Origin of the sequence: Streptomyces sp. NPDC086023 (assembly GCF_044540325.1) — a bacterium.
Classification (GTDB): Bacteria; Actinomycetota; Actinomycetes; order Streptomycetales; family Streptomycetaceae; genus Streptomyces.
On sequence record NZ_JBITRX010000004.1, the window covers coordinates 434,699 to 457,206 of the forward strand.

A 22,508-nucleotide genomic window follows, 5' to 3' on the forward strand; every position below is an offset into this window, starting at 1 on the left:
ACTCCCCTCAGGGGGACACGGCTCAGTACGGGAGCAGCCCGGCGTCGGTGCGCTCCCAGGCCGACCTCAGCTCCACCAGCAGGTCGGGCCGCAGCGCGGCCCGGTCCGCCTGCTCGCGCACGTCCGCCGACAGGTCGAAGAGCTGGTCTCGACCGCTCTTGCCGCGGTAGTACTTCCAGTCGCCGCGCCGCAGCGCCCGCTCGCCCCGCACCCGCCAGAACAGGTCCCGCTCGGGCAGCTCCTCGCCGCGCAGCAGGTACCCCGCCAGGCTCGTCCCGTCCAGCGGGTACGCCGGGTGCGGCCGGGCCCCGGCCACCTCCAGCAGGGTGGCCGTCCAGTCCGGCGTGAACACCGGCTCGTGGCTGATCTGGGCCCCGTCGAGCCGGGCCGGCCAGCGCACGATCGTGGGGACGCGGATGCCGCCCTCCTGGAGCGAGCCCTTGTTCCCGGCCAGCGGCCAGTTGTACGAGAAGCGCTCGCCGCCGTTGTCGCTGGCGAAGAACACCAGCGTGTCCCGCTCCTGGCCGGACCGCTTCAGGGCCTTCAGCACCTCGCCGACCGACCGGTCGAGGTCCTCGACCAGCTCCTTGTACTTCTCGATCGAGCCGCCGTCCTGGTGCCACAGCGCCCGGTTGTCGCCGGCCCTGATCCGGCGGGCGATCTCGGCCCCCTCCGCCTCGTCGCCATCGGCGATCCAGGGCCAGTGCGGGGTCGTGAAGTTCAGGTTGAGCAGCCAGGGCCGGTCGTGGTCGCGCCCGATGTACTCGCTCGCCCGCTCGGTGAGGATCCGCGTGTAGTACCGCAGGTCCTTGTACTCGGCGTCGCCCTCGTAGAGGTCGTACTCGCCGGTGTTGCTCAGCTTGGAGTAGTACTCCAGGGCCCCGCCGAAGTTGCCGAAGAACTCGTCCCAGCCGGACCGGGTGGGGCTGTGGTCGGGCAGGTAGCCGCAGTGCCACTTGCCGATCAGCGCGGTCGCGTAGCCGGAGTCCCGCAGCAGCGAGGCCAGCGTCGGGTGGGTGGGCTCCAGGCCCGCCGACCTGTCGGCGATCGGCTCGGCCAGCCCGCCCCTGGTACGGCCCGGGAAGCGCCCGGTGTAGAGGCTGAAGCGGGTCGGGGAGCAGGTCGCGGAGCCCGAGTAGGCGTCGGTGAACCGCACGCCCTGCCGGGCCAGCCGGTCGAGGTGGGGGGTGCGGATGTGGCTGGATCCGTACGACGAGAGGTCTGCCCAGCCGAGGTCGTCGCCCAGGATGAACAGGATGTTGGGCCGCCGGGAGTGGCGTCCGCGGGCCGCCCGGAAGGCGTGCTCGGCCGGGGCCCCGCCGGTGGCCGGGGAGGCCTCGGCGGCACCCGCGGAAGGGGCTCCGGCGAGGCCCGCGGCGGCCGCGGCACCGGCCGTGACGGCCCCGCCGAAGGCCCGGCGGGACAGGGGGGAGGCGGAACGGGAATCGGAGGAAGACACAAATGCTCCAGGGCGCAGCCGGCCGGCCCCTCGGCCGGGTGGCGCGCGGGACGGCGCGCGGCGGCCCCGGGCAGGGCTGGGCGGAGAAGAAAGGGAAAAGGGAAAAGAGTTGTGACTACGCGGAGCAGCGACAGATGGCGCTCGCGACACGGACCAGGTCCACGTGCCGGCGCTCGACGAGGGTGACGACTCGGTCACCGAGGGGCTGCATGGGGCGAGAGCCTCCACGAATTCCCTTGTAGATGTCAACAAACGATCCGAATACCGAGACGGAGGGGCTCCGTCACCCTCTGTGCTGTGACATTTCCCGGCCCTCCCCAATTCGGACCAGTGGTCGACGTCGCCTAGACTCGGTGTCGTGCCTCGTGGTGATGGACGACTCAACCACGACCTGCTCCCCGGCGAGAAGGGCCCCCAGGACGCTTGCGGCGTCTTCGGTGTCTGGGCTCCGGGTGAAGAGGTCGCCAAGCTCACCTACTTCGGACTGTATGCACTGCAGCACCGTGGACAAGAGTCCGCGGGCATCGCTGTGAGCAACGGTTCCCAGATCCTCGTCTTCAAGGACATGGGCCTCGTGTCCCAGGTCTTCGACGAAACCTCCCTCGGCTCCCTCCAGGGCCATATCGCGGTCGGTCACGCCCGTTACTCGACCACCGGTGCCTCGGTGTGGGAGAACGCGCAGCCCACCTTCCGTGCCACCGCCCACGGCTCCATTGCCCTGGGCCACAACGGCAACCTGGTGAACACCGCCGAACTGGCCGAGATGGTCGCGGACCTGCCGCGCCAGGACGGCCGCGCCACTCAGGTGGCGGCGACCAACGACACCGACCTGGTCACGGCCCTGCTGGCCGGACAGGTCGATGCCGACGGCAAGCCGCTGACCATCGAGGAATCCGCGGCCGTGGTCCTGCCCAAGGTCCGCGGAGCCTTCTCCCTCGTCTTCATGGACGAGAACACCCTGTACTGCGCCCGTGACCCGCAGGGCATCCGCCCGCTGGTCCTGGGCCGCCTGGAGCGCGGCTGGGTCGTCGCCTCCGAGACCGCCGCACTCGACATCTGCGGTGCCAGCTTCGTCCGCGAGGTCGAGCCGGGTGAGATCGTCGCCATCGACGAGAACGGTCTCCGTACGTCCCGATTCGCGGAAGCGAAGCCCAAGGGCTGTGTCTTCGAGTACGTGTACCTGGCCCGCCCGGACACGGACATCGCCGGCCGGAACGTGTACCTCTCGCGTGTCGAGATGGGCCGCCGCCTGGCCAAGGAAGCTCCGGTCGAAGCCGACCTGGTGATAGCGACGCCGGAGTCGGGCACCCCCGCCGCCGTCGGCTACGCCGAGGCCAGCGGCATTCCGTACGGCTCCGGCCTGGTGAAGAACGCCTACGTGGGCCGGACCTTCATCCAGCCGTCGCAGACCATCCGCCAGCTGGGCATCCGCCTGAAGCTCAACCCGCTCAAGGAAGTCATCCGGGGCAAGCGCCTGGTGGTCGTCGACGACTCGATCGTCCGCGGCAACACCCAGCGCGCGCTCGTGAAGATGCTCCGCGAGGCCGGTGCGGCCGAGGTCCACATCCGGATCTCCTCCCCGCCGGTGAAGTGGCCGTGCTTCTTCGGCATCGACTTCGCCACCCGTGCGGAGCTGATCGCCAACGGCATGTCGATCGAGGAGATCGGCAAGTCCCTGGGCGCCGACTCCCTCGCGTACATCTCGCTCGACGCGATGGTCGAGGCGACCACGATCCAGAAGCCGAACCTCTGCCGCGCCTGCTTCGACGGCGAGTACCCCATGGAGCTGCCCGACCCGGAGCTCCTGGGCAAGCAGCTGCTGGAGACCGAGCTGGCGGGCGGTGCCGACGCCGCCGACGCGCTCCGTCGCCCGTAACCCCTCACGCAGTACGAACACGAAAGTTCTCAACCCCATGTCTGCTGAGTCCTTCGAGCCTGCTCCGCAGGCGGGCACCGGTGCCTCCTACGCGTCCGCGGGCGTCGACATCGAAGCGGGCGACCGCGCCGTCGAGCTGATGAAGGAGTGGGTGAAGAAGACGCAGCGCCCCGAGGTCCTCGGCGGCCTCGGCGGTTTCGCCGGCCTCTTCGACGCCTCCGCCCTCAAGCGCTACGAGCGCCCGCTGCTCGCCTCCGCCACCGACGGCGTCGGCACCAAGGTCGACATCGCCCGCCAGATGGGCGTGTACGACACCATCGGCCACGACCTGGTCGCGATGGTCATGGACGACATCGTCGTCTGCGGTGCCGAGCCGCTGTTCATGACCGACTACATCTGCGTGGGCAAGGTCCACCCGGAGCGGGTCGCGTCGATCGTCAAGGGCATCGCCGAGGGCTGCGTCCTGGCCGGATGCGCCCTGGTGGGCGGCGAGACCGCCGAGCACCCGGGCCTCCTGGGGCCGGACGACTTCGACGTCGCCGGTGCCGGCACGGGCGTGGTCGAGTACGACCGCCTGCTGGGCGCGGATCGCATCCGTACGGGGGACGCGGTCATCGCGATGGCGTCCTCCGGCCTTCACTCGAACGGGTACTCGCTGGTCCGCCACGTGCTCTTCGACCGCGCCGGCCTGTCCCTGGACCGCGAGGTCCCGGAGTTCGGCCGGACCCTCGGCGAGGAGCTGCTGGAGCCGACGAAGATCTACTCGCTCGACTGCCTGGCGCTCACCCGGACCTCCGAGGTGCACGCGTTCTCGCACATCACCGGCGGTGGCCTGGCCGCGAACCTGGCCCGGGTCATCCCGGACCACCTGCACGCCACGGTCGACCGTTCGACCTGGACGCCGGGCGCGGTCTTCGACCTGGTCGGCAAGGCGGGCCGGGTCGAGCAGCTGGAGCTGGAGAAGACCCTGAACATGGGCGTCGGCATGATGGCCGTCCTGCCCCAGGAGTCGGTGGAGGTCGCGCTGACGACGCTGGCCGACCGGGGCGTGGACGCCTGGGTCGCCGGTGAGATCGTCGAGCGCGGCGAGCACGCCGAGGGCGCGACCCTGACCGGCACCTACGCGAGCTGAGCAGCACGAAAACCCGGTCCGGGGTTCGCCCTGGACCGGGTTTGGTGTTGTGGTCCTTGCCGGCGGTGGAACCGCCGGCGGACCGGATGCGTCAAGCGCCGCGACGCTGCGACGACGGGTCGGACTCTTCGTCCTCGTCATCGTCGTTGTACAGATCCGCGTAGCGGGCGTACGGGTCGTCGTCCTCGTCGTCGTCCTCGAACGGCTCGCCGTTAGGCGGCTGGTTCGAAACCGGCTGCGAAGTCGATGCGCCCAGCTCGTTGGCCAGACGCGACAGGTCAGTCCCGCCGCTGTTGTACTTCAGCTGGCGGGCGACCTTCGTCTGCTTGGCCTTGGCCCGGCCGCGCCCCATGGCTCGACCCCCTCGGTGACGGGGCTCGACGGCCCCAGAGTCTTGACACGCGTTCATGATTCGGAACGGACTCCCCGTGGAGAGACCGTGTCCGTAGGGCTTTAACGGTACCTGTTTCCGCGGCCATACGGTACGTCGCCCGCATGACGTGCCTCGGAGCAGTGCCGGCGAGGCGCCCCGTACTCGCTGGTCAGCTGCGATTTTAGCCCCTAATCGCGGGCCGACCCGCCGAAGTGCAGTGAGTCTTGTCTCGCTGCGCCCCGGCGGGCCGTGCGGTTGCCCGTTTTCAGGCCTTTACGCCGTACGGGCGGAGCGGGCCTCCGCCATGCGCTGCTCGGCGATCCGGTCCGACGCCGCGGCCGGCGGGATGCCGTCGGCCTTCGCGCGAGCAAAGATCTCCAGGGTGGTGTCGAAGATCTTGGTCGCCTGGATCTTGCAGCGGTCGAAGTCGAAGCCGTGCAGCTCGTCCGCCACCTGGATCACGCCGCCGGCGTTCACCACGTAGTCGGGGGCGTACAGGATGCCGCGGTCCTCGAGGTCCTTCTCGATGCCCGGGTGCGCCAGCTGGTTGTTGGCCGCGCCGCAGACGATCCTCGCGGTGAGGACGGGGACCGAGTCGTCGTTCAGGGCGCCGCCCAGCGCGCACGGGGCGTAGATGTCCAGGCCCTCGGTGCGGATCAGGGCGTCGGTGTCGGCGACGGCCGTGACCTGCGGGTGCTTGTCGACGATGCGCTGCACGGACTCCTGGCGGACGTCCGTGATGACAACCTCGGCGCCGTCCTCCAGCAGGTGCTCGACCAGGTAGTGGCCGACCTTGCCGACGCCCACCACGCCGACCTTGCGGCCGCGGAGGGTCGGGTCGCCCCACACGTGCTGGGCGCTGGCGCGCATGCCCTGGAAGACGCCGTACGCGGTCAGCACGGAGGAGTCGCCGGCGCCGCCGTTCTCGGGGGAGCGGCCGGTCGCCCAGCGGGTCTCGCGGGCCACCACGTCCATGTCGGCGACGAAGGTGCCGACGTCGCAGGCGGTCACGTACCGGCCGCCGAGGGACTCGACGAACCGGCCGTAGGCCAGCAGGAGTTCCTCGGTCTTGATGACGTCCGGGTCACCGATGATCACGGCCTTGCCGCCGCCGAGTCCGAGACCGGCCATGGCGTTCTTGTACGACATGCCGCGCGAGAGGTTCAGCGCGTCGCGGACGGCCTCCTCGTCGGAGGCGTACGCGTGGAAGCGGGTGCCGCCGAGGGCCGGGCCCAGCGCGGTGGAGTGGATGGCGATGACGGCCTTCAGGCCCGTGGCGCGGTCCTGGCACAGCACGACTTGCTCGTGGCCGCCCTGCTCCGTGCGGAACAGGGTGTGCAGGACGCCGTCGGTCATTTCGGTCACGGTGGTGACTCCCATGGAAGAGATGCGGCGGGGGCCCTCCTGCGGGTGGGGAGGGCGTGTGAGAGCAGCGTAAGTCCAAAGGGGTGCCCCGAAGGGCCCAGTGCCGAGGATCACCCTCTCCCGGAGTACCGGAGTAGCCGGGGCGGGCAGCGGGGAGGAGGTGGGGGTGACCGAATCCTCCGAGCGCAGGGCACCTTCCGCGCGGTCGGCGCTGACCGTCCCGTACGCCTCCTACCTGCGCGTGTACGAACCCCTCGCGGCCTTCGACGAGCCCGAGCGCAGCCACTGGGCGGAGTACGCCCGGCGCGGCGAGATCCCCACGTACCAGGACGAACTCCGCCGGTGCCTGGCGGACTTGGTGCCGGTGCCGCCGGTCGGGGTGCCGGTGCACGAGAGCCCGGACGCCTTCGTCGAGCGGGTCGGCGGGACGCTGCTGGTGTGCCCCTGGCGGACCAGGCTGCGGGGCTGGCTGGCGCTGGAGGAGCTGACCGAAGAGTTCCCGGCGCCCGTGCTGGACGCGGCGCTGCCCCCCGTGGTGCGGCTCCAGGCGCTCGCGGACTTCGAGCGGTGGCGGGAGCGGCACCCGGACGCGCGGCCCTGGATCAGGTCGGCGGTGTGGCAGGTGCCACTGCGCTGGTTCGTGCTTTTCGCGGACGATGAGCGCGAGTACGTTCCCGGGGAGCGGCTGCGGTACCGGGCGCCGATGGTCCAGGGCCGGCGGCGGCTGGCCCTGGCGCTGCGGGTGCTGCGCCGGGCGGAGGGCTACGGACCGCTGGCCGAGGCCTTGGTCGACGTCGGTAAGTGGCTGGAGGAGTTCCACCCGCGCTCGATGCTCGAACTCGACTACGGCGGTCTGGTCCACGCCCTGCCGAAGGCGCGCCTGGCGGCCGACCGGTCGGCGGCGGACCTGGCGGCCGGGATCGCCGCCCTGCGGGACGGTGACGAGCGGACGGCGGAGGAGCGGTACGAGGTGCTGGCGGAGCGTTGGCGCTCGGTTCGGGAACGACTCTTCGCCAACTAGTGACTTCGGCCACGGAATCAGAGATCGTTTACACGCTTCGGGTCCTTGGGTCGGGACCTACGTCCCGATCCGGGCCATTGGCTCAAGCGTGACGGACCGCACTAAGCACACCCTTGCGCCGTTCCCCTACCCTCGTGCCAAAATAGGACAAGGAGTCCGGGGAGGGTTCCATCCGTCCAAGTAAGGGCGGAATGCTCGGTATTGCACTCTATGGGGGGTCGAATGGCTCCCGATCGCTGTGTGACTGATCGTCACTGTGGGGTGACTGTCCGTTATGGGCGGGTCCGGCGTCTTCCGTCTTGGATGAACACCTCAGAGGGCAATTCCATCGGTTTGGCCGACGTGGCTGGACAGATGGTGTAGTTGTAGTGCCGAGGACAAGCCGTTCGTCCTATAACCGACTCGGCCCGCGTATGTCCATTTCGGGCAACGCGGGCCAAGGTGCAGAATTTAGAGGAAAGAACCGAGATGGTTCGGTTCTCCCGAGGAGGCCGCTCATGACCGCTCGCACCCCTGATGCCGAGCCGCTGCTGACCCCGGCTGAGGTCGCCACGATGTTCCGCGTGGACCCGAAGACGGTCACCCGCTGGGCCAAGGCTGGCAAGCTCACGTCCATCCGCACCCTGGGTGGACACCGCCGTTACCGCGAGGCTGAGGTCCGCGCCCTGCTTGCGGGAATTCCGCAGCAGCGCAGCGAGGCCTGAGTTTCCGCAGCACCCCGTATTGCCGGGTCTTAATCGGGTCCCCCAACCCGATTAACCCACACAGCTCCATACGACGGGACCTGCCCCAACAGGTTCTCAGCCCCTGCTCGGCAGGGTGTGAAGTCGTCTGATCGCGCTGGACTCCGCCGGGTCCAGCGCGATCTTTTTGTGTCCGGCGCCGGCGGTCGCCATGAGGTGCAATTGCACATATAAAATGGACGGGGTGTAGGGGGGCCATAAATAAGAGGGTTCCGAAAACTCGTCTGGTGACACCTGTCACACTGGTCCACTCTTGTCATTCCGGCAATGCACCCGTAAAGGGACTCCTCGGGTGAGACCGGTCATGCGAACGGGCGACTTTTGGCCCGACCTGTCGGAATTGGTCATTCCACTTTCGGGTGACAGTCAAACCCGGAAACTCGAACACGCGACTGAGGGCGTCTGTGGGCGTCTGTGGGGCGCGCGAATACGAAGAAGCCCGCATCCAGGGGATGCGGGCTTCTTCGGTAGGGCGATCCTGACGGGACTTGAACCCGCGACCTCCACCTTGACAGGGTGGCGAGCTAACCAACTGCTCCACAGGACCTCGTTGCCGCCGAATGCTCGGCTGCGAATCAGACTGTACAGCAGTTCCCGGGGTGCGGTCGAACCCGCTCCCCGCGGGGCTCCGGCCGGGCTCCGGCCGGAGCGCGGTCAGGGCGCCGCGGCGTCGATGGCCTTCACGATCCGCTTGTCCGAGACGGGGTACGCCGTGCCGAGCGCGTGGGCGAAGTAGCTCACCCGCAGCTCCTCGATCATCCAGCGGATGTCCAGCACCTCCTGCGGCACGGGGCGCCCCTGCGGCAGTTGTTCCAGCAGCCAGGCGTACTCGTCCTGCATCTCGTGGACCTTCTCCATGCGGGTGGTGTCCCGCTGCACGCCCGTGGGCATCTGCTGGAGGCGCCGGTCCACGGCCACCAGGTAGCGCATCAGGTCCGGCAGCCGTCCGACGCCGGTGAGCGTCACGAAGCCGGCCGGCACGAGCGCCGCCAGCTGCGTCCTGACGTCCTGGACGTTGTTCAGGAGGGCGAGGCTGTTCGTGGCCTTCAGACGGCGCTCGCAGGCCTGCCAGGCGGCCAGGATCTGCCTGACCTGGGAGACCGTGCGGACGGTCAGCTCCACGAGGTCGGCGCGCACCTTGTCGTAGAGCTTCCGGAAGGACTCCTCGTCCCAGGCCGGGCCCCCGTGGTCGGCGATCAGCCGGTCGGCAGCGGCCGTGGCGCAGTCGTCGAAGAGGGCCTGGACGGAGCCGTGCGGGTTCCGGGAGAGCGCGAGCTTGTCCTGGTTGCCGAGCCGGTCCGAGGCGAACTTCGCGGGGTTGACCGGAATGTTCAGCATGATCAGCTTCCGGGTGCCCCGCCACATCGCCTGGCGCTGCTCCGCCTCGGTGTCGAAGAGCCGGACCGCGACGGTGTCGCCCTCGTCCACCAGGGCCGGGTACGCCTTGACCGGCTGGCCGGCCCGCCGGGTCTCGAAGACCCTGGTCAGCGTGCCGATCGTCCAGTCCGTCAGCCCGGCCCGCTCCACGGACTCGCCGCCGGAGCGCTCGGCGGTGGCCGCGGCGGCCTGGGAGAGGGCCTGGCGGGCCTTGGGCCGCAGCTTGAGGCGCAGGGCCTCCAGGTCCTTGCCCTCGGCGATCCTGCGGCGCCGCTCGTCGACGATCCGGAAAGTGATCTTGAGGTGGTCCGGGATCCGGGTGAGGTCGAAGTCCTCGGGGGTCACCGGGACGCCCACCATCCGCTGGAGCTCCCGCGCCAGGGTGACCGTCAGCGGCTCCTGCGGCGTCTGATCGCGGCCGGAGGCCGACGGGGCCGTGGTGTCGAGGAAGCGGCCGGCGAAGTTCGGCGCCGGCACGTAGTGGCGCCGGATCGGCTTGGGCAGCGAGCGGATCAGCTCGGTGACGACCTCCTCGCGCAGGCCCGGGATCTGCCAGTCGAACCCCTGGTCCGTCACCTGGTTGAGCACCTGGAGCGGAATGTGGACGGTCACGCCGTCCGCGTCCGCGCCCGGCTCGAACTGGTAGGTGACCTTGAACTTGAGGTTCCCCTGGCGCCACGAGTCGGGATAGTCGTCCTTCGTGACCCCGGCGGCCTTCTCCGTGAGAAGCATCTCCCGTTCGAAATCCAGGAGTTCGGGTTCATCGCGGCGCTTGTGCTTCCACCACGAGTCGAAATGGGCTCCGGATACGACGTGCTCGGGGATGCGCTGGTCGTAGAAATCGAAGAGCGTCTCGTCGTCCACGAGAATGTCGCGACGGCGCGCCCGGTGCTCCAACTCCTCTACTTCCGTGAGGAGTTTGCGGTTGTCGGAGAAGAATTTGTGATGCGTGCGCCAGTCGCCCTCGACGAGCGCGTTGCGGATGAACAGCTCGCGCGAGACCTCGGGGTCGATCTTCCCGTAGTTGATTTTGCGCTGGGCGACGATCGGTACGCCGTACAGCGTCACCCGCTCGTACGCCATGACGGCCGCCTGGTCCTTCTCCCAGTGCGGCTCGCTGTACGTGCGCTTGATCAGGTGCTGGGCGAGGGGCTCGACCCACTCGGGCTCGACCTTGGCGTTCACCCGGGCCCACAGCCGGGAGGTCTCCACCAGCTCCGCCGACATCACGAACTTCGGCTGCTTCTTGAACAGCGCAGAGCCCGGGAAGATCGCGAACTTGGCCGACCGGGCGCCGAGGTACTCGTTCTTGTCGGTGTCCTTCAGGCCGATGTGCGAGAGCAGGCCGGCCAGCAGCGAGACGTGGATGTGCTGCTCGGGGGCGTCGGCCTCGTTGAGGTGGATGCCCATGGTCTTGGCGACCGTACGCAGCTGCGAGTAGATGTCCTGCCACTCGCGGATCCGCAGGAAGTTCAGGTACTCCTGCTTGCACATCCGGCGGAAGGCGGACGAGCCGCGCTCCTTCTGCTGCTCGCGGACGTACCGCCACAGGTTCAGGAAGGCCAGGAAGTCGCTGGTCTCGTCCTTGAAACGGGCATGCTGCTGGTCCGCCTGGGTCTGCTTGTCCGAGGGCCGCTCGCGCGGGTCCTGGATCGACAGGGCGGCCGCGATGACCATGACCTCGCGGACGCAGTTGTTCTTGTCGGCCTCGACGACCATCCGGGCCAGCCGGGGGTCGACCGGCAGCTGGGAGAGCTTCCGGCCGAGCGGGGTGAGCCGCTTCTTCGGGTCCTTCTGGGCCGGGTCGAGAGCGCCCAGCTCCTGGAGCAGCTGCACGCCGTCGCGGATGTTGCGGTGGTCCGGCGGGTCGATGAAGGGGAACTTCTCGATCTCGCCCAGCCCGGCCGCCGTCATCTGCAGGATGACCGACGCCAGGTTGGTGCGGAGGATCTCGGCGTCCGTGAACTCCGGGCGCGCGTTGAAGTCGTCCTCGGAGTACAGCCGGATGCAGATGCCGTCCGAGGTACGGCCGCAGCGGCCCTTGCGCTGGTTGGCGCTGGCCTGGCTGATCCGCTCGATCGGCAGCCGCTGCACCTTCGTGCGGTGGCTGTACCGGGAGATGCGGGCGGTGCCCGGGTCGATCACGTACTTGATGCCCGGCACGGTGAGGGAGGTCTCGGCGACGTTGGTCGCCAGGACGATCCGGCGGCCGGTGTGCTGCTGGAAGACCCGGTGCTGCTCGGCGTGCGAGAGGCGGGCGTAGAGGGGCAGCACCTCCGTGAAACGAAGTTTCAGCTTGTTGAGGGCGTCCGCGGTGTCGCGGATCTCGCGCTCGCCGGAGAGGAAGACCAGGATGTCGCCGGGCCCCTCGGCCTGGAGCTCGTCGACGGCGTCGCAGATGGCGGTGATCTGGTCCCGGTCGGACTCCTCGGAGTCCTCCTCCAGGAGCGGCCGGTAGCGCACCTCCACCGGGTACGTACGGCCGCTGACCTCGACGATCGGGGCGTCCCCGAAGTTGCGGGAGAAGCGCTCCGGGTCGATCGTCGCGGAGGTGATCACGACCTTGAGGTCGGGGCGCTTCGGGAGCAGCTGGGCGAGGTAGCCGAGCAGGAAGTCGATGTTGAGGCTGCGCTCGTGGGCCTCGTCGATGATGATCGTGTCGTAGGCGCGCAGCTCGCGGTCCGTCTGGATCTCGGCGAGCAGGATGCCGTCCGTCATCAGCTTCACGAAGGTCGCGTCCGGGTCGACCTGGTCCGTGAACCGGACCTTCCAGCCGACCGTCTCGCCGAGCTCGGTCTTCAGCTCCTCGGCGATCCGCTCCGCCACCGTGCGGGCCGCGATCCGGCGCGGCTGCGTGTGCCCGATCATGCCGCGCAGGCCCCGGCCCAGCTCCATGCAGATCTTGGGGATCTGCGTGGTCTTGCCGGATCCGGTCTCGCCCGCGACGATCACGACCTGGTGGTCGCGTATCGCCTCGGCGATCTCGTCCTTCTTCTGACTGACCGGGAGCGTTTCCGGATACGTGATCTCCGGCCGCCGCGCGGCACGCGCGGCCACCCGCTCGGCGGCCTTCGCGGCCTCGGCGGCGATCTCGTCGATGACCGCCTGGCGTGCCTCCGGCTTTCGGATGCGCCGCGCGCCCTCGAGACGGCGGCCGAGGCGGTGCGCGTCGCGGAGCGGGAGCTCCGCGAGCAAGGTCTGGAGGGCGGCGAAGGAAGTAGACATACCTGATCGAGGATCTCACCGATGCCCTCCGGGTGGCGAACCCATTTCAGAGGGCGGGACGTACCATTTCGGGACGAGTTCTCCCGTCATCATCCCCTCGCGAAAGGCCCGAGCCCCCCGCATGCCCTCTCCCGCCGCCAAGCCGCTGCTGATCTCCGCCGGGGTCGCGCTCGCCGCCGTCACCCTGGGCCTGGTCTCCTGGCAGGCCACCGAGCGCACGGACGGGTCCGCGGAGGGCCCCGCCGCCTCCGCCTCCGCCCCGGCCACCGCGGGCGGCGGCGAGCAGCCCTCCCCCCAGACGCGGGAGCTGCTCAAGCTGGCGCGCCGGGACCGGGCCGACGGCCTCGCGCAGGGCAGCGTGACCGCGCCGGTCGTGATGATCGAGTACGCCGACTTCAAGTGCGGGTACTGCGGGAAGTTCGCCCGGGACACCGAGCCGGAGCTGGTCCGCAAGTACGTGCAGGACGGCACCCTGCGCATCGAGTGGCGCAACTACCCGATCTTCGGCGCCGACTCCGAGGCCGCGGCCAAGGCGGCCTGGGCGGCCGGCCGGCAGGGCCGCTTCTGGCAGTTCCACGCGGCGGCCTACGCCGAGGGCAGCAAGGAGAAGGGCTTCGGCGACGCCCGGCTGGTGGAGCTGGCCGAGGAGGCCGGGGTGCCGGACCTGGACCGCTTCTCGGCGGACATGAAGGGCGAGGCCGCCCAGCTGGCGCTGCAGAAGGACCAGGACGAGGCGTACCGCCTCGGGGTCTCCTCCACCCCCTCCTTCCTGATCGGCGGGCACCCGCTCGCGGGCGCCCAGCCGATGGAGGCCTTCGTCCAGGCCATCGAGAAGGCGAAGGCGGAGGCCGCGCGGCAGCCGGCCGTCCCGCAGCAGGAGAACGCCAAGCCGGGCACCCCGGGTCCGGGCACCCCGGCTCCGGGGGCCTCCGCGCCGGCGGGCGCCGGTGCGTCCCGTACGCCCGGCGCCGCGGAGTAGCCGTGGAGATCGGCTACCTGGCCGCCTTCCTCGGCGGTCTGCTCGCGCTGCTGTCCCCGTGCAGCGCCCTGCTGCTGCCGGCCTTCTTCGCGTACTCGATCGACTCCGCCTCGCGCCTGCTGGCGCGGACCGGGATCTTCTACGCCGGCCTGGCCTCCACCCTCGTGCCGCTGGGCGCGGCGGGCTCGTTCGCCGGGCGCTTCTTCCACGGCCACCGCGACCAGCTGGTCCTCTTCGGCGGCTGGCTGATCATCGCGCTGGGCCTCGCCCAGATCCTCGGCCTCGGCTTCGCCCCGCGCCGCCTGGCGGAGCTGTCGGGCCGGATCCGCCCCACCACCGCCCTGTCCGTGTACGCGCTGGGCGCCGTCTACGGGCTCGCCGGGTTCTGCGCCGGCCCCATCCTGGGCAGCGTCCTGACGGTGGCCGCGGTCAGCGGCAGTCCGGTCTACGGCGGTCTGCTGCTCGCCGTGTACGCGCTCGGGATGGCCGTACCGCTCTTCCTGCTGGCCCTGCTGTGGGAGCGGTTCGAGCTCGGGCGGCGACGCTGGCTGCGCGGGCGGACCCTGTCGGCGGGGCGGTTCCGGCTGCACACCACCTCGCTGCTGTCCGGGCTGTTCTTCGTCGTGCTGGGCGCCCTGTTCCTGGCGTACGACGGTGCGAGCGCCCTGCCGGGGCTGCTGGACGTGGACGACTCGTACGCCGTGGAGCAGGGGGTGCGCGGCTTCGCGGACGCGGTGCCGGACTGGGTGCTGCTGGGCGGCGTGGCGGTCGGCGCGCTCGCGGTGGGCCTGGTGCGCTGGCGGCGGGCGGCCCGTACCGCCGCTCCCGCCGCTCGCGCCGGGGAGGAGTAGCCCGTACGCCGCTCCCCTCCGGGGGAGTCCGGGCAACGCGAAAGGCCCCGTCCGGGGACGGGGCCTTCCAGTGGTGGCTGGGGCCGGGGTCGAACCGGCGACCTATCGCTTTTCAGGCGATCGCTCGTACCAACTGAGCTACCCAGCCTAGGGGTCTCCCCAGCTCGAAGAGCGAGGGGAAGAGGACTCGTGTGAGCCTCAGCGATCCTGACGGGACTTGAACCCGCGACCTCCACCTTGACAGGGTGGCGAGCTAACCAACTGCTCCACAGGACCATGTTTGTACGAGATTACTCTCGCACAGGGTACAGCGTGCCCCCAACGGGATTCGAACCCGTGCTACCGCCTTGAAAGGGCGGCGTCCTGGGCCACTAGACGATGAGGGCTAAGGGCCCACCTGGGCGCTTCTCAGCGCGTCGGGGACGTGAGAAGCATATGGGATGGGAGGAGGTATCGCCAAAACGGTTTCCCCCGAGGGGGGAACGGCCGGTCCGCGGGGGAGAATGGCCGGGTGCTGGAGATGACGCGTGAGGAGTTCGAGGAGCTCGTCGCGGAGGCCCTGGACCGGATCCCGCCGGAGCTCACCCGGCTGATGGACAACGTCGCCGTGTTCGTCGAGGACGAGCCGCCGGCCGACGACCCCGAGCTGCTCGGCCTCTACGAGGGCACGCCGCTGACCGACCGCGGCGAGTGGTACGCCGGGGTGCTGCCCGACCGCATCACGATCTACCGGAACCCGACGCTGCGGATCTGCGAGACGCGTGAGGACGTGGTCGAGGAGACCGAGGTGACCGTCGTCCACGAGATCGCCCACCACTTCGGCATCGACGACGACCGGCTGCACGCCCTGGGGTACGGGTGACCCGGCCCGTACCGGGCGCGGAGGCCATCGACCCGGATGTCGACCTCCACGTGCCGGCCCACCGGGCCGAGCGGCCCGGGCCGGTGCTGACCGCCGTCGCGGCCGGTGGTGCGCTGGGGGCGCTCGCGCGGTACGCGGTGGGGCTCGCCTGGCCCGCCGCGCCGGAGGCCTTCCCCTGGGGGACGTTCGGGGTGAACGTCCTGGGGTGCGCGCTGATCGGGGTGCTGATGGTGCTGGTCGGCGAGGGGGGCCGGCGGGCGCACCCGCTGGTGCGGCCGTTCCTGGGGGTGGGGGTGCTCGGGGGGTTCACCACCTTCTCGACCTATGCCGTGGAGTTCTCGCGGCTGCTGGACGCGGGTGAGGCCGGCACGGCGCTGGCCTACGCGGGGGCGACCCTCGGCGGGGCGCTCGGCGCGGTGTGGCTCGCGGCCTCCGTGACGCGGGTGCTGGTGCGGCGGTGGCCGTCGGCTCCGGCGGTGGGGCCGTGAGCGGCGGGGCCGGGACCTGGGTGCTGGTCGCGGTGGGCGGGGCGGTGGGGGCGCCGCTGCGCTATCTGACGGACCGTGCGGTGCAGGCCAGGCACGATTCGGTGTTCCCCTGGGGGACGTTCACGGTGAACGCCGTGGGGTCGCTGGTGCTGGGGGTGCTGACCGGGGCGGTGCTCGCGGGGCGGGCCGGCGGTGCGCTCCAGGCGCTGCTGGGGACCGGGCTGTGCGGGGCGCTCACGACGTACTCGACCTTCTCGTACGAGACCCTGCGGCTGGCGGAGCGCGGGTGGCGGTTCCTCGCGGCGGCGAACGTGGCGGCTTCGGTGCTGGTGGCGCTGGGCGGCGTACACCTCGGGCTGGAGCTGGCGGAGCAGTTGTCGGCGTAGGGACGGCGCGGGGCGGGGGCCGATGTGCGTCCGTACGCGTGTCCCTGACGGGGTGACGGGAGTTGGGCACATTGACCCGCCTGACCCCCGTTCCGGAGGTGCGCCGTGCGCCAGTTCCCCGCTCCCGTACGACTGGTCGTCGCCGCCCTCGCGGTCGCGGCGTCCGCGGGCTGCATGAGCGTGAGCGACGACTCGGGCGGACCCGCGCCGAAGTCGTCCGCCGACCGGCGCGAGGCGGCGGCCGAGCCGGACGGCGGTGCCGGGTACGGCCAGGGCGGCCGGGGCCGGGGCGCGGGCCACTCCGGGAAGGGCGGCAAGGAGGCCGACGGCGGCAAGGCCGCCGAGGACGGCAAGGTTCCGGTCGGCGTCACGCCCAGCCCGGGAGCCGGGGCGTCGGCGGGTGCGGGTGCTGGTGCGGCGGGCGGGGCGGGGGCGCCGGGCGGCGCGACCCCGTCGGGCTCGGCCGGGCCCGGGCCGGGTACGGGGAGCCAGGAGCCGGAGCCGGGTGGCGGCAGCGGCGGCGCCGAGCCCACCCCGACGGTCGAGACCCCGCCGCCGAGCCCGGACCCGGAGCCGTCCCCGGAGCCCAGCTCGCCCGCGCCGTCGTCGGAGAGCCAGCCCCAGGCGGCCGCGGAACGCTCCGTACCGCTGACGGAACCGGAGGCATCGCCGCAGGTGGGGCCCGCATGAGTCAGATCAAGTTGCCATGAGGGGGGTGAGGTGCGTATGGTTATAGATCGTTTGATCCCATTGCCCGGCGCCGAACCCGAAGAGCGCCGTGTGGCGCGTACTCTCCCTTGCCGTGGCTGACCGCATTGAGGCGGTCGTTTTGCGATTCACGGAGTTTGGGCGCGTGCCGAGACTCCGGAAGGTTTTCGCATTCGCATGTCCATTTCCAGTTCTGACCGTGCCGTCATGCCCGAGAACGACTCGCTGGAGGCCGTCGAGACCGTAGAGGTCGACGCGGTCATCGAGGCCTACGAGGCCGATGTCGCCGACGTGACGGTCGAAGAGGTCTCCGACGAGGCCACCGAGCCCACGATCACCTTCGCGGACCTGGGTCTGCCGGAGGGCGTCGTCCGCAAGCTCGGCCAGAACGGTGTCACGACCCCCTTCCCGATCCAGGCCGCGACCATCCCGGACGCGCTGGCGGGCAAGGACATCCTCGGCCGCGGCCGCACCGGCTCCGGCAAGACCCTCTCCTTCGGCCTTCCGCTGCTGGCGACCCTCGCGGGCGGCCAGACCGAGCGGAAGAAGCCGCGCGGTGTCATCCTCACGCCGACGCGTGAGCTCGCGATGCAGGTCGCGGACGCCCTCCAGCCCTACGGCGACGTGCTCGGCCTGAAGATGAAGGTCGTCTGCGGCGGTACGTCCATGGGCAACCAGATCTACGCCCTGGAGCGCGGTGTCGACATCCTCGTCGCCACCCCGGGCCGTCTGCGCGACATCATCAACCGCGGCGCCTGCTCCCTGGAGCAGGTCAAGATCGCGGTCCTCGACGAGGCCGACCAGATGGCCGACCTGGGCTTCCTGCCCGAGGTCACCGAGCTGCTCGACCAGGTTCCGGCCGGCGGCCAGCGCCTGCTGTTCTCCGCCACCCTGGAGAACGAGATCGACAGCCTGGTCAAGCGCTACCTGGTGGACCCGGTCACGCACGAGGTCGACCCGTCGGCCGGCGCGGTCACCACCATGACCCACCACGTCCTCGTCGTGAAGCCGAAGGACAAGGCACCGGTCACCGCCGCCATCGCCGCCCGCAAGGGCCGCACCATCATCTTCGTCCGCACCCAGCTGGGCGCCGACCGCGTCGCCGAGCAGCTGCGCGACGCCGGCGTGAAGGCGGACGCGCTGCACGGCGGCATGACCCAGGGCGCCCGTACCCGCACCCTGGCCGACTTCAAGGACGGTTACGTCAACGTCCTGGTCGCCACCGACGTCGCCGCCCGCGGCATCCACGTCGACGGCATCGACCTGGTCCTGAACGTGGACCCGGCCGGCGACCACAAGGACTACCTGCACCGCTCGGGCCGTACCGCCCGTGCCGGCCGCTCCGGCGTCGTGGTCTCCCTGGCGCTGCCGCACCAGCGCCGCCAGATCTTCCGCCTGATGGAGGACGCGGGCGTCGACGCCTCGCGCCACATCGTCGGCGGGGCGGGTGCCTTCGACCCGGAGGTCGCCGAGATCACCGGTGCCCGGTCGCTGACCGAGGTCCAGGCCGACTCCGCGAACAACGCCGCCAAGCAGGCCGAGCGCGAGGTCGCCGACCTCACCCGCCAGCTGGAGCGCATCACCAAGCGCGCCGCCGAGCTGCGCGAGGAGGCCGAGCGCCTGGTCGCCCGTGCCGCCCGCGAGCGGGGCGAGGACCCGGAGGCCGCGGTGGCCGAGGCCGCCGAGGCGGCCGAGGCCGAGCTGGCGGCGGCCGTCGCCGAGCAGCCGGTGGTCGAGGAGCGTGAGCGCCGCGACGAGCGGGGCAACTTCGAGCGCCGCAACGACCGTGGCTTCGAGCGCCGTGACGACCGGGGCGACCGTGGCGGCTTCCGCCGTGACGACCGGGGCGACCGCGGTGGCTTCCGCCGTGACGACCGCGGTGACCGCGGTGACCGCGGTGGCTTCAACCGTGACCGCAACGACCGTGGCGGCTTCGAGCGCCGTGACGACCGGGGCGACCGTGGCGGCTTCCGCCGTGACGACCGCGGTGACCGCGGTGGCTTCGAGCGCCGTGACGACCGGGGCGACCGTGGCGGCTTCCGCCGTGACGACCGCGGTGACCGCGGTGGCTTCAACCGTGACCGCAACGACCGTGGCGGCTTCGAGCGTCGTGACGACCGCGGTGGCTTCAACCGTGACCGCAACGACCGTGGCGGCTTCGAGCGTCGTGACGACCGCGGTGGCTTCAACCGTGACCGCAACGAGCGCGGTGGCTTCGAGCGCCGCGACCACCGCGGTGGCAGCGACCGCCCGTTCAACCGCGACCGCCGCGACGACCGTCCCTCGGGCGGCTTCCGCTCCGGCGGCGGCGACCGCCCGTACGGCCGCCGCGACGACCACCGCCCCTCCGGCTCCGGCTCCGGCTCCTTCGGCGGCGGCCGCCGCGACGACAAGCCGCGCTGGAAGCGCAACGGCTGATCCGCAGCTCCGGCTGACTGACTGACGTACAGGGCCCGTACGACGCCTCGGTGTCGCACGGGCCCTGTACGCGTTTTGAGCAGGCGCGAGACGACCTTCTGCCCGGACATACGCGCTGTTAGGCTCCCCGGGACTTGCGGTGGGGGGCTACGGCAAGACCCCGGCGCTCGGCGGGGTGCCGCGTGTGGGGGGAGACCTGCGCGGCCCGTCTCCCCACGTGTCCACACCCGGGGGAGGAACCCGTTGTTCCGTCTGCGTACCGCCGCGGCCGTCACGGCCTTGGCGGCCTTGGTCACCACCGTCCCGCTCACCGCCGCCCCGGCCGTCGCCGCCGCGCCCGGCCCGCCCGCCGAACTCGTCGTACCGCCACGCCTCTACGGGGACGCTCCGGCGGCACAGCTCCGGGCCGTCGGGTCGACGGGCTTCCTCCGCGGTGGCGACCGCGGCATGGTGTGGACCCGCTACGACGGCACGGACGGCACGCCCGTCGACCTCCGGGGCGCGACGAGCGTCTACGGCACGGGCACGGACGTCGTCGGGTTCGCCTACCCGGGCCCGGCGGGCACGCCCGGGCGGATCGTCCTGCGGGACATGACCAGCGGTGCGGAGGAGACCCTTTCGGTGCCCGCCGGGCAACGGCTCCTGGGCGTCTTCGACCGCGGCCTGCTCACCGAGGTCGGCATCGACACCCGCAGGAACGTCCTCCACCGCATCACGCTGGAGGACGGGGTGCAGAAGGACGTGCCCGTGAGCGGCCTGCCCGACACGGATTCGATGGTCAGGGGCGTCAACGGCCACGGGGCGCTGCTCCACGTGCGGCAGACGGACGGGACCCGTTGGCTGGCCTGGCTGGACGACCGGGGCACGGCGCACCGCCTGGACGCCCCGTCCGGCACGGGGACGTACTTCGCACTGCGCGGGGACTGGGTGATCAGCTGGGCCGGCAGCGACATCCGGGTCCTGGACACGCGGGACTTGACCAAGCCCGCGCGGGTGGTCCCGGAGATCCCCGACACGGTGAACGCCGTCGGCGTGGCCGGCGGCGAGCTCCTGATGGCCGTCAAGGGACCGCGGGTCGTGGCCGTACCGCTGGCGGGTGGTGGTGCCCCGCGCACCCTGTTCACCAGCGCGGGGCCGGCGGTGGCCGGCAACGACGGACGCGTGCTCGTCCCGCGGCGGGGCGACGGTTCGGAGGTCTCGGTCCAGGAGTTGGCCGCGGACGCCGGCGGCAAGGCGGTGCCCGGCCGCTCCTGGCGGGTGCCGCCCGTCGCCATGGACGTCGTACGGATGACGCTGGAGAACGGACGGCTCCACACCGCCGGCTCCCTCCCGTGGACCGGCCGCAGCCAGACGCTGAGCCGGCTCGACCTCCTGGCGGACGGGGAGCTGAAGCCCGGTCAGTGGGAGGACCGCGAGACGCGAGAGGGGCTCGTCCCCGCCTGCACTCCGGCGGACTGCCCGGAGCTCCTGGCGCCGGGTGACGGACGGCTCGTCACCGCCGACGGGTACACGCTCAGGCTGAAGGAGCCGGACGGCCGGCGGGAGAGCCGTTCCGAGGACGGCGTGGAGATCGACCCGCGGAGCGTCCGGGCCGTCGCCTACGCCGTGAGCGCGCCGGTCCTCAACGAGATCCGGTACGTGAACCTGGACGCCTTCGGTGGCGGGACCGGGAAGATGAAGGCGGTCTCCGGCCAGCCCTTCGCCCTCGCGGGCGCGGTCCTGTGGACCGCCGACTGGTCGGACACCGTCAAGGCGGTGGACCTGCGCACCGGGAAGACCCTGGCGGCGCGGGTGCCGCTCGGCCACTGCGGACTGGAGGAGCTGGACGCCCGGGGCACCTCCCTCTACTGGAAGTGCGCCGGGGCCGCCGGGGTGTACGACACGGCCACCAGGACGTCGGTGCGGCTGCCGGCCCACCGCAGCGCCCGCCTGGGCGACGGGTTCATCGGGTGGGAGCAGGGCGGGGTCCTGAAGCTCACCGACCTGCGCGGCGGCACCGGGACCCGGACCATCGGCCGGCCGGCCCGGATCCAGCCCGGCCAGGGCTGGTCGGTGGACGCCTCCGCAGGCCTGATCGCGTACGCGGACGCCGCGGGCGCCGTGCACGTCGTGCCGTCCGGGGTGCCGGCGGCGCCGCTGTCGGTCCTCGACGCCAAGGCCGCGAGCCACTTCGAGTGGTCCGGGAGCCCGGAGCAGCGGGTCTTCTCGTGGTGGCTGAGCCGGCCGGCCGCCGGCTGGAGGCTGACGATCCGCAGCAGGACCACGGGTGCGGTGGTCCGTACGTACGACGGGGGCGCGGCGCGTTCGCTGGTCCGGGTGCTGTGGGACGGCCAGGACACCTCCGGCCGGCTCGTCCGGAACGGCACGTACACGTGGACGCTGACCGCCACGCCCGCCGACGGGCAGGGGCCGGCCCTCACCGCCACCGGGTCGACCACGCTCTCCTACGCGGCCGAGGTCCGACGGGACCACGCCGGACAGGACGGGCTCGGAGACCTGCTGACCCTGAACTCCTCCGGCGGCCTCACCTTCCACCGCGGCAACGGTGCCGGAGGCTTCGCCGGAAAGCTCTCCGGGGCGGGCTGGCCGCTGACGTCGCGGCCGGTCCCCTTCGGGGACCTGGACGGCGACCGGTGCAACGACCTGCTGGTCCGCAACGCGGCCGGCGAGTTGCGTGCGTACCTGCCCTGGTGCGGGCAGGCGGTGACGCCGGCCACGCGCTCGCGTGCCATCGGCACCGGCTGGGGCCAGTACGACGTGCTGACCTCGCCCGGGGACCTGACCGGTGACGGGCGGGCGGACCTGGTGGTCCGGAAGACCTCGACCGGCGACGTGTACCTGTACGCGGCGAACGGCACCGGCGCCTTCAGGCCCGCGGTCCGCATCCAGCTCAACTGGAAGCTGTACCGCTCCGTCTTCGGCGCGGGCGACCTCAACGGCGACGGTGTCGGCGACCTGCTGGCCGTGGACGGCAGCAACGCCGTCTGGCGGTACGACGGTGTGGCCACCGGCACGGTGAAGCCGCGCGTCCGGGTGAAGGACAACGGCTGGGCGGCGGGCCGCAACGCCTTCGTCGGCGTCGGCGACGTCACCGGCGACGGCCGCCCGGACGTGGTCTCCCGCAACGCCGCGGGCGACCTCCTGCTGAACAAGGGCACGAGCACGGCGGGCCTCTCCGCCACGACGAGGATCACCACCGGCTTCGGTGCGTACAAGGGACTGTTCTGACATGCACGACCGTGAGG

Annotated in this window: 17 protein-coding genes and 4 tRNA genes; 12 read left to right on the forward strand and 9 right to left on the reverse strand. The window is 71.3% G+C overall.

Annotated elements, in window-relative coordinates; translation table 11 throughout:
* Nucleotides 1–22 precede the first annotated feature (22 nt).
* Both ACIF6F_RS11445 and ACIF6F_RS11450 read right to left on the reverse strand, forming a co-directional pair.
* A complete protein-coding gene (locus ACIF6F_RS11445; protein ID WP_399944492.1) occupies nucleotides 23–1,459 on the reverse strand; it encodes a sulfatase in 1,437 nt (478 codons plus the stop codon).
* 115 nt (nucleotides 1,460–1,574) lie between these two features.
* Nucleotides 1,575–1,670: a putative leader peptide gene (locus tag ACIF6F_RS11450; protein WP_399944495.1), complete on the reverse strand. Its 96-nt coding sequence runs from the start codon at nucleotides 1,668–1,670 to the stop codon at nucleotides 1,575–1,577.
* A 147-nt stretch (nucleotides 1,671–1,817) separates the two neighbouring features.
* On the opposite strand from ACIF6F_RS11450, the gene purF reads away from it, so the two are divergent.
* The gene (purF, locus tag ACIF6F_RS11455; RefSeq protein ID WP_399944497.1) at nucleotides 1,818–3,335 is read left to right on the forward strand and encodes an amidophosphoribosyltransferase; all 1,518 of its coding nucleotides are present in this window, start codon (nucleotides 1,818–1,820) and stop codon (nucleotides 3,333–3,335) included.
* Between the two features lie 37 nt (nucleotides 3,336–3,372).
* Complete coding sequence (gene purM / locus ACIF6F_RS11460; RefSeq protein WP_399944500.1) at nucleotides 3,373–4,467, forward strand: phosphoribosylformylglycinamidine cyclo-ligase; 1,095 nt, start codon at nucleotides 3,373–3,375, stop codon at nucleotides 4,465–4,467.
* A 91-nt stretch (nucleotides 4,468–4,558) separates the two neighbouring features.
* Here the strand turns inward: purM and ACIF6F_RS11465 are convergent, their stop codons facing one another.
* Together ACIF6F_RS11465 and ACIF6F_RS11470 are read right to left on the reverse strand one after the other, a co-directional pair.
* Nucleotides 4,559–4,819: a DUF3073 domain-containing protein gene (locus ACIF6F_RS11465; protein WP_399944503.1), complete on the reverse strand. Its 261-nt coding sequence runs from the start codon at nucleotides 4,817–4,819 to the stop codon at nucleotides 4,559–4,561.
* 294 nt (nucleotides 4,820–5,113) lie between these two features.
* Nucleotides 5,114–6,205: a Leu/Phe/Val dehydrogenase gene (locus ACIF6F_RS11470; RefSeq protein ID WP_399944506.1), complete on the reverse strand. Its 1,092-nt coding sequence runs from the start codon at nucleotides 6,203–6,205 to the stop codon at nucleotides 5,114–5,116.
* Nucleotides 6,206–6,371: 166 nt separating this feature from the next.
* On the opposite strand from ACIF6F_RS11470, the gene ACIF6F_RS11475 reads away from it, so the two are divergent.
* Nucleotides 6,372–7,226 carry a hypothetical protein gene (locus tag ACIF6F_RS11475; protein WP_399944509.1) on the forward strand — a complete coding sequence of 285 codons (855 nt, stop codon included), beginning with the start codon at nucleotides 6,372–6,374 and terminating at the stop codon, nucleotides 7,224–7,226.
* Nucleotides 7,227–7,723: 497 nt separating this feature from the next.
* Nucleotides 7,724–7,930, forward strand: a complete 207-nt coding sequence (gene bldC, locus ACIF6F_RS11480) for a developmental transcriptional regulator BldC (RefSeq protein ID WP_003949541.1) — start codon at nucleotides 7,724–7,726, stop codon at nucleotides 7,928–7,930.
* A gap of 512 nt (nucleotides 7,931–8,442) precedes the next feature.
* On the opposite strand, the gene ACIF6F_RS11485 is transcribed toward bldC, so the two are convergent.
* Together ACIF6F_RS11485 and hrpA are read right to left on the reverse strand one after the other, a co-directional pair.
* A tRNA-Asp gene (locus ACIF6F_RS11485) sits at nucleotides 8,443–8,516 on the reverse strand.
* Between the two features lie 107 nt (nucleotides 8,517–8,623).
* The gene (gene hrpA / locus ACIF6F_RS11490; protein ID WP_399944512.1) at nucleotides 8,624–12,571 is read right to left on the reverse strand and encodes an ATP-dependent RNA helicase HrpA; all 3,948 of its coding nucleotides are present in this window, start codon (nucleotides 12,569–12,571) and stop codon (nucleotides 8,624–8,626) included.
* A gap of 121 nt (nucleotides 12,572–12,692) precedes the next feature.
* Between hrpA and ACIF6F_RS11495 the strand changes: the two genes are divergently transcribed.
* Both ACIF6F_RS11495 and ACIF6F_RS11500 read left to right on the forward strand, forming a co-directional pair.
* On the forward strand, nucleotides 12,693–13,550 hold the full coding sequence (locus ACIF6F_RS11495) for a DsbA family protein (RefSeq protein WP_399944514.1): 858 nt from the start codon (nucleotides 12,693–12,695) through the stop codon (nucleotides 13,548–13,550).
* A 2-nt stretch (nucleotides 13,551–13,552) separates the two neighbouring features.
* Nucleotides 13,553–14,401: a cytochrome c biogenesis CcdA family protein gene (locus ACIF6F_RS11500; protein WP_399944516.1), complete on the forward strand. Its 849-nt coding sequence runs from the start codon at nucleotides 13,553–13,555 to the stop codon at nucleotides 14,399–14,401.
* A gap of 71 nt (nucleotides 14,402–14,472) precedes the next feature.
* Here ACIF6F_RS11500 and ACIF6F_RS11505 read toward each other — a convergent pair.
* From ACIF6F_RS11505 to ACIF6F_RS11515, 3 genes are all read right to left on the reverse strand, one after another.
* Nucleotides 14,473–14,549, reverse strand: a tRNA-Phe gene (locus tag ACIF6F_RS11505).
* A 54-nt stretch (nucleotides 14,550–14,603) separates the two neighbouring features.
* Nucleotides 14,604–14,677 (reverse strand) — tRNA-Asp (locus ACIF6F_RS11510).
* 37 nt (nucleotides 14,678–14,714) lie between these two features.
* A tRNA-Glu gene (locus ACIF6F_RS11515) sits at nucleotides 14,715–14,787 on the reverse strand.
* A gap of 125 nt (nucleotides 14,788–14,912) precedes the next feature.
* On the opposite strand from ACIF6F_RS11515, the gene ACIF6F_RS11520 reads away from it, so the two are divergent.
* From ACIF6F_RS11520 to ACIF6F_RS11545, 6 genes are all read left to right on the forward strand, one after another.
* Nucleotides 14,913–15,263 (forward strand): metallopeptidase family protein, encoded by a 351-nt coding sequence (locus ACIF6F_RS11520; RefSeq protein WP_399944519.1) that lies wholly within the window; start codon nucleotides 14,913–14,915, stop codon nucleotides 15,261–15,263.
* Nucleotides 15,260–15,751 (forward strand): fluoride efflux transporter CrcB, encoded by a 492-nt coding sequence (gene crcB / locus ACIF6F_RS11525; RefSeq protein ID WP_399944521.1) that lies wholly within the window; start codon nucleotides 15,260–15,262, stop codon nucleotides 15,749–15,751. Before ACIF6F_RS11520 ends, crcB (ACIF6F_RS11525) begins: the two co-directional genes overlap by 4 nt.
* Nucleotides 15,748–16,137, forward strand: a complete 390-nt coding sequence (gene crcB, locus ACIF6F_RS11530) for a fluoride efflux transporter CrcB (protein ID WP_399944524.1) — start codon at nucleotides 15,748–15,750, stop codon at nucleotides 16,135–16,137. The genes crcB (ACIF6F_RS11525) and crcB (ACIF6F_RS11530) overlap by 4 nt, the downstream gene beginning before the upstream one ends.
* Nucleotides 16,138–16,242: 105 nt before the next feature.
* Complete coding sequence (locus ACIF6F_RS11535; protein WP_399944527.1) at nucleotides 16,243–16,827, forward strand: hypothetical protein; 585 nt, start codon at nucleotides 16,243–16,245, stop codon at nucleotides 16,825–16,827.
* Nucleotides 16,828–17,022: 195 nt separating this feature from the next.
* Nucleotides 17,023–19,263, forward strand: a complete 2,241-nt coding sequence (locus ACIF6F_RS11540) for a DEAD/DEAH box helicase (protein WP_399944530.1) — start codon at nucleotides 17,023–17,025, stop codon at nucleotides 19,261–19,263.
* Nucleotides 19,264–19,506: 243 nt separating this feature from the next.
* Nucleotides 19,507–22,491 (forward strand): FG-GAP-like repeat-containing protein, encoded by a 2,985-nt coding sequence (locus ACIF6F_RS11545; protein WP_399944533.1) that lies wholly within the window; start codon nucleotides 19,507–19,509, stop codon nucleotides 22,489–22,491.
* Nucleotides 22,492–22,508 lie beyond the last annotated feature (17 nt).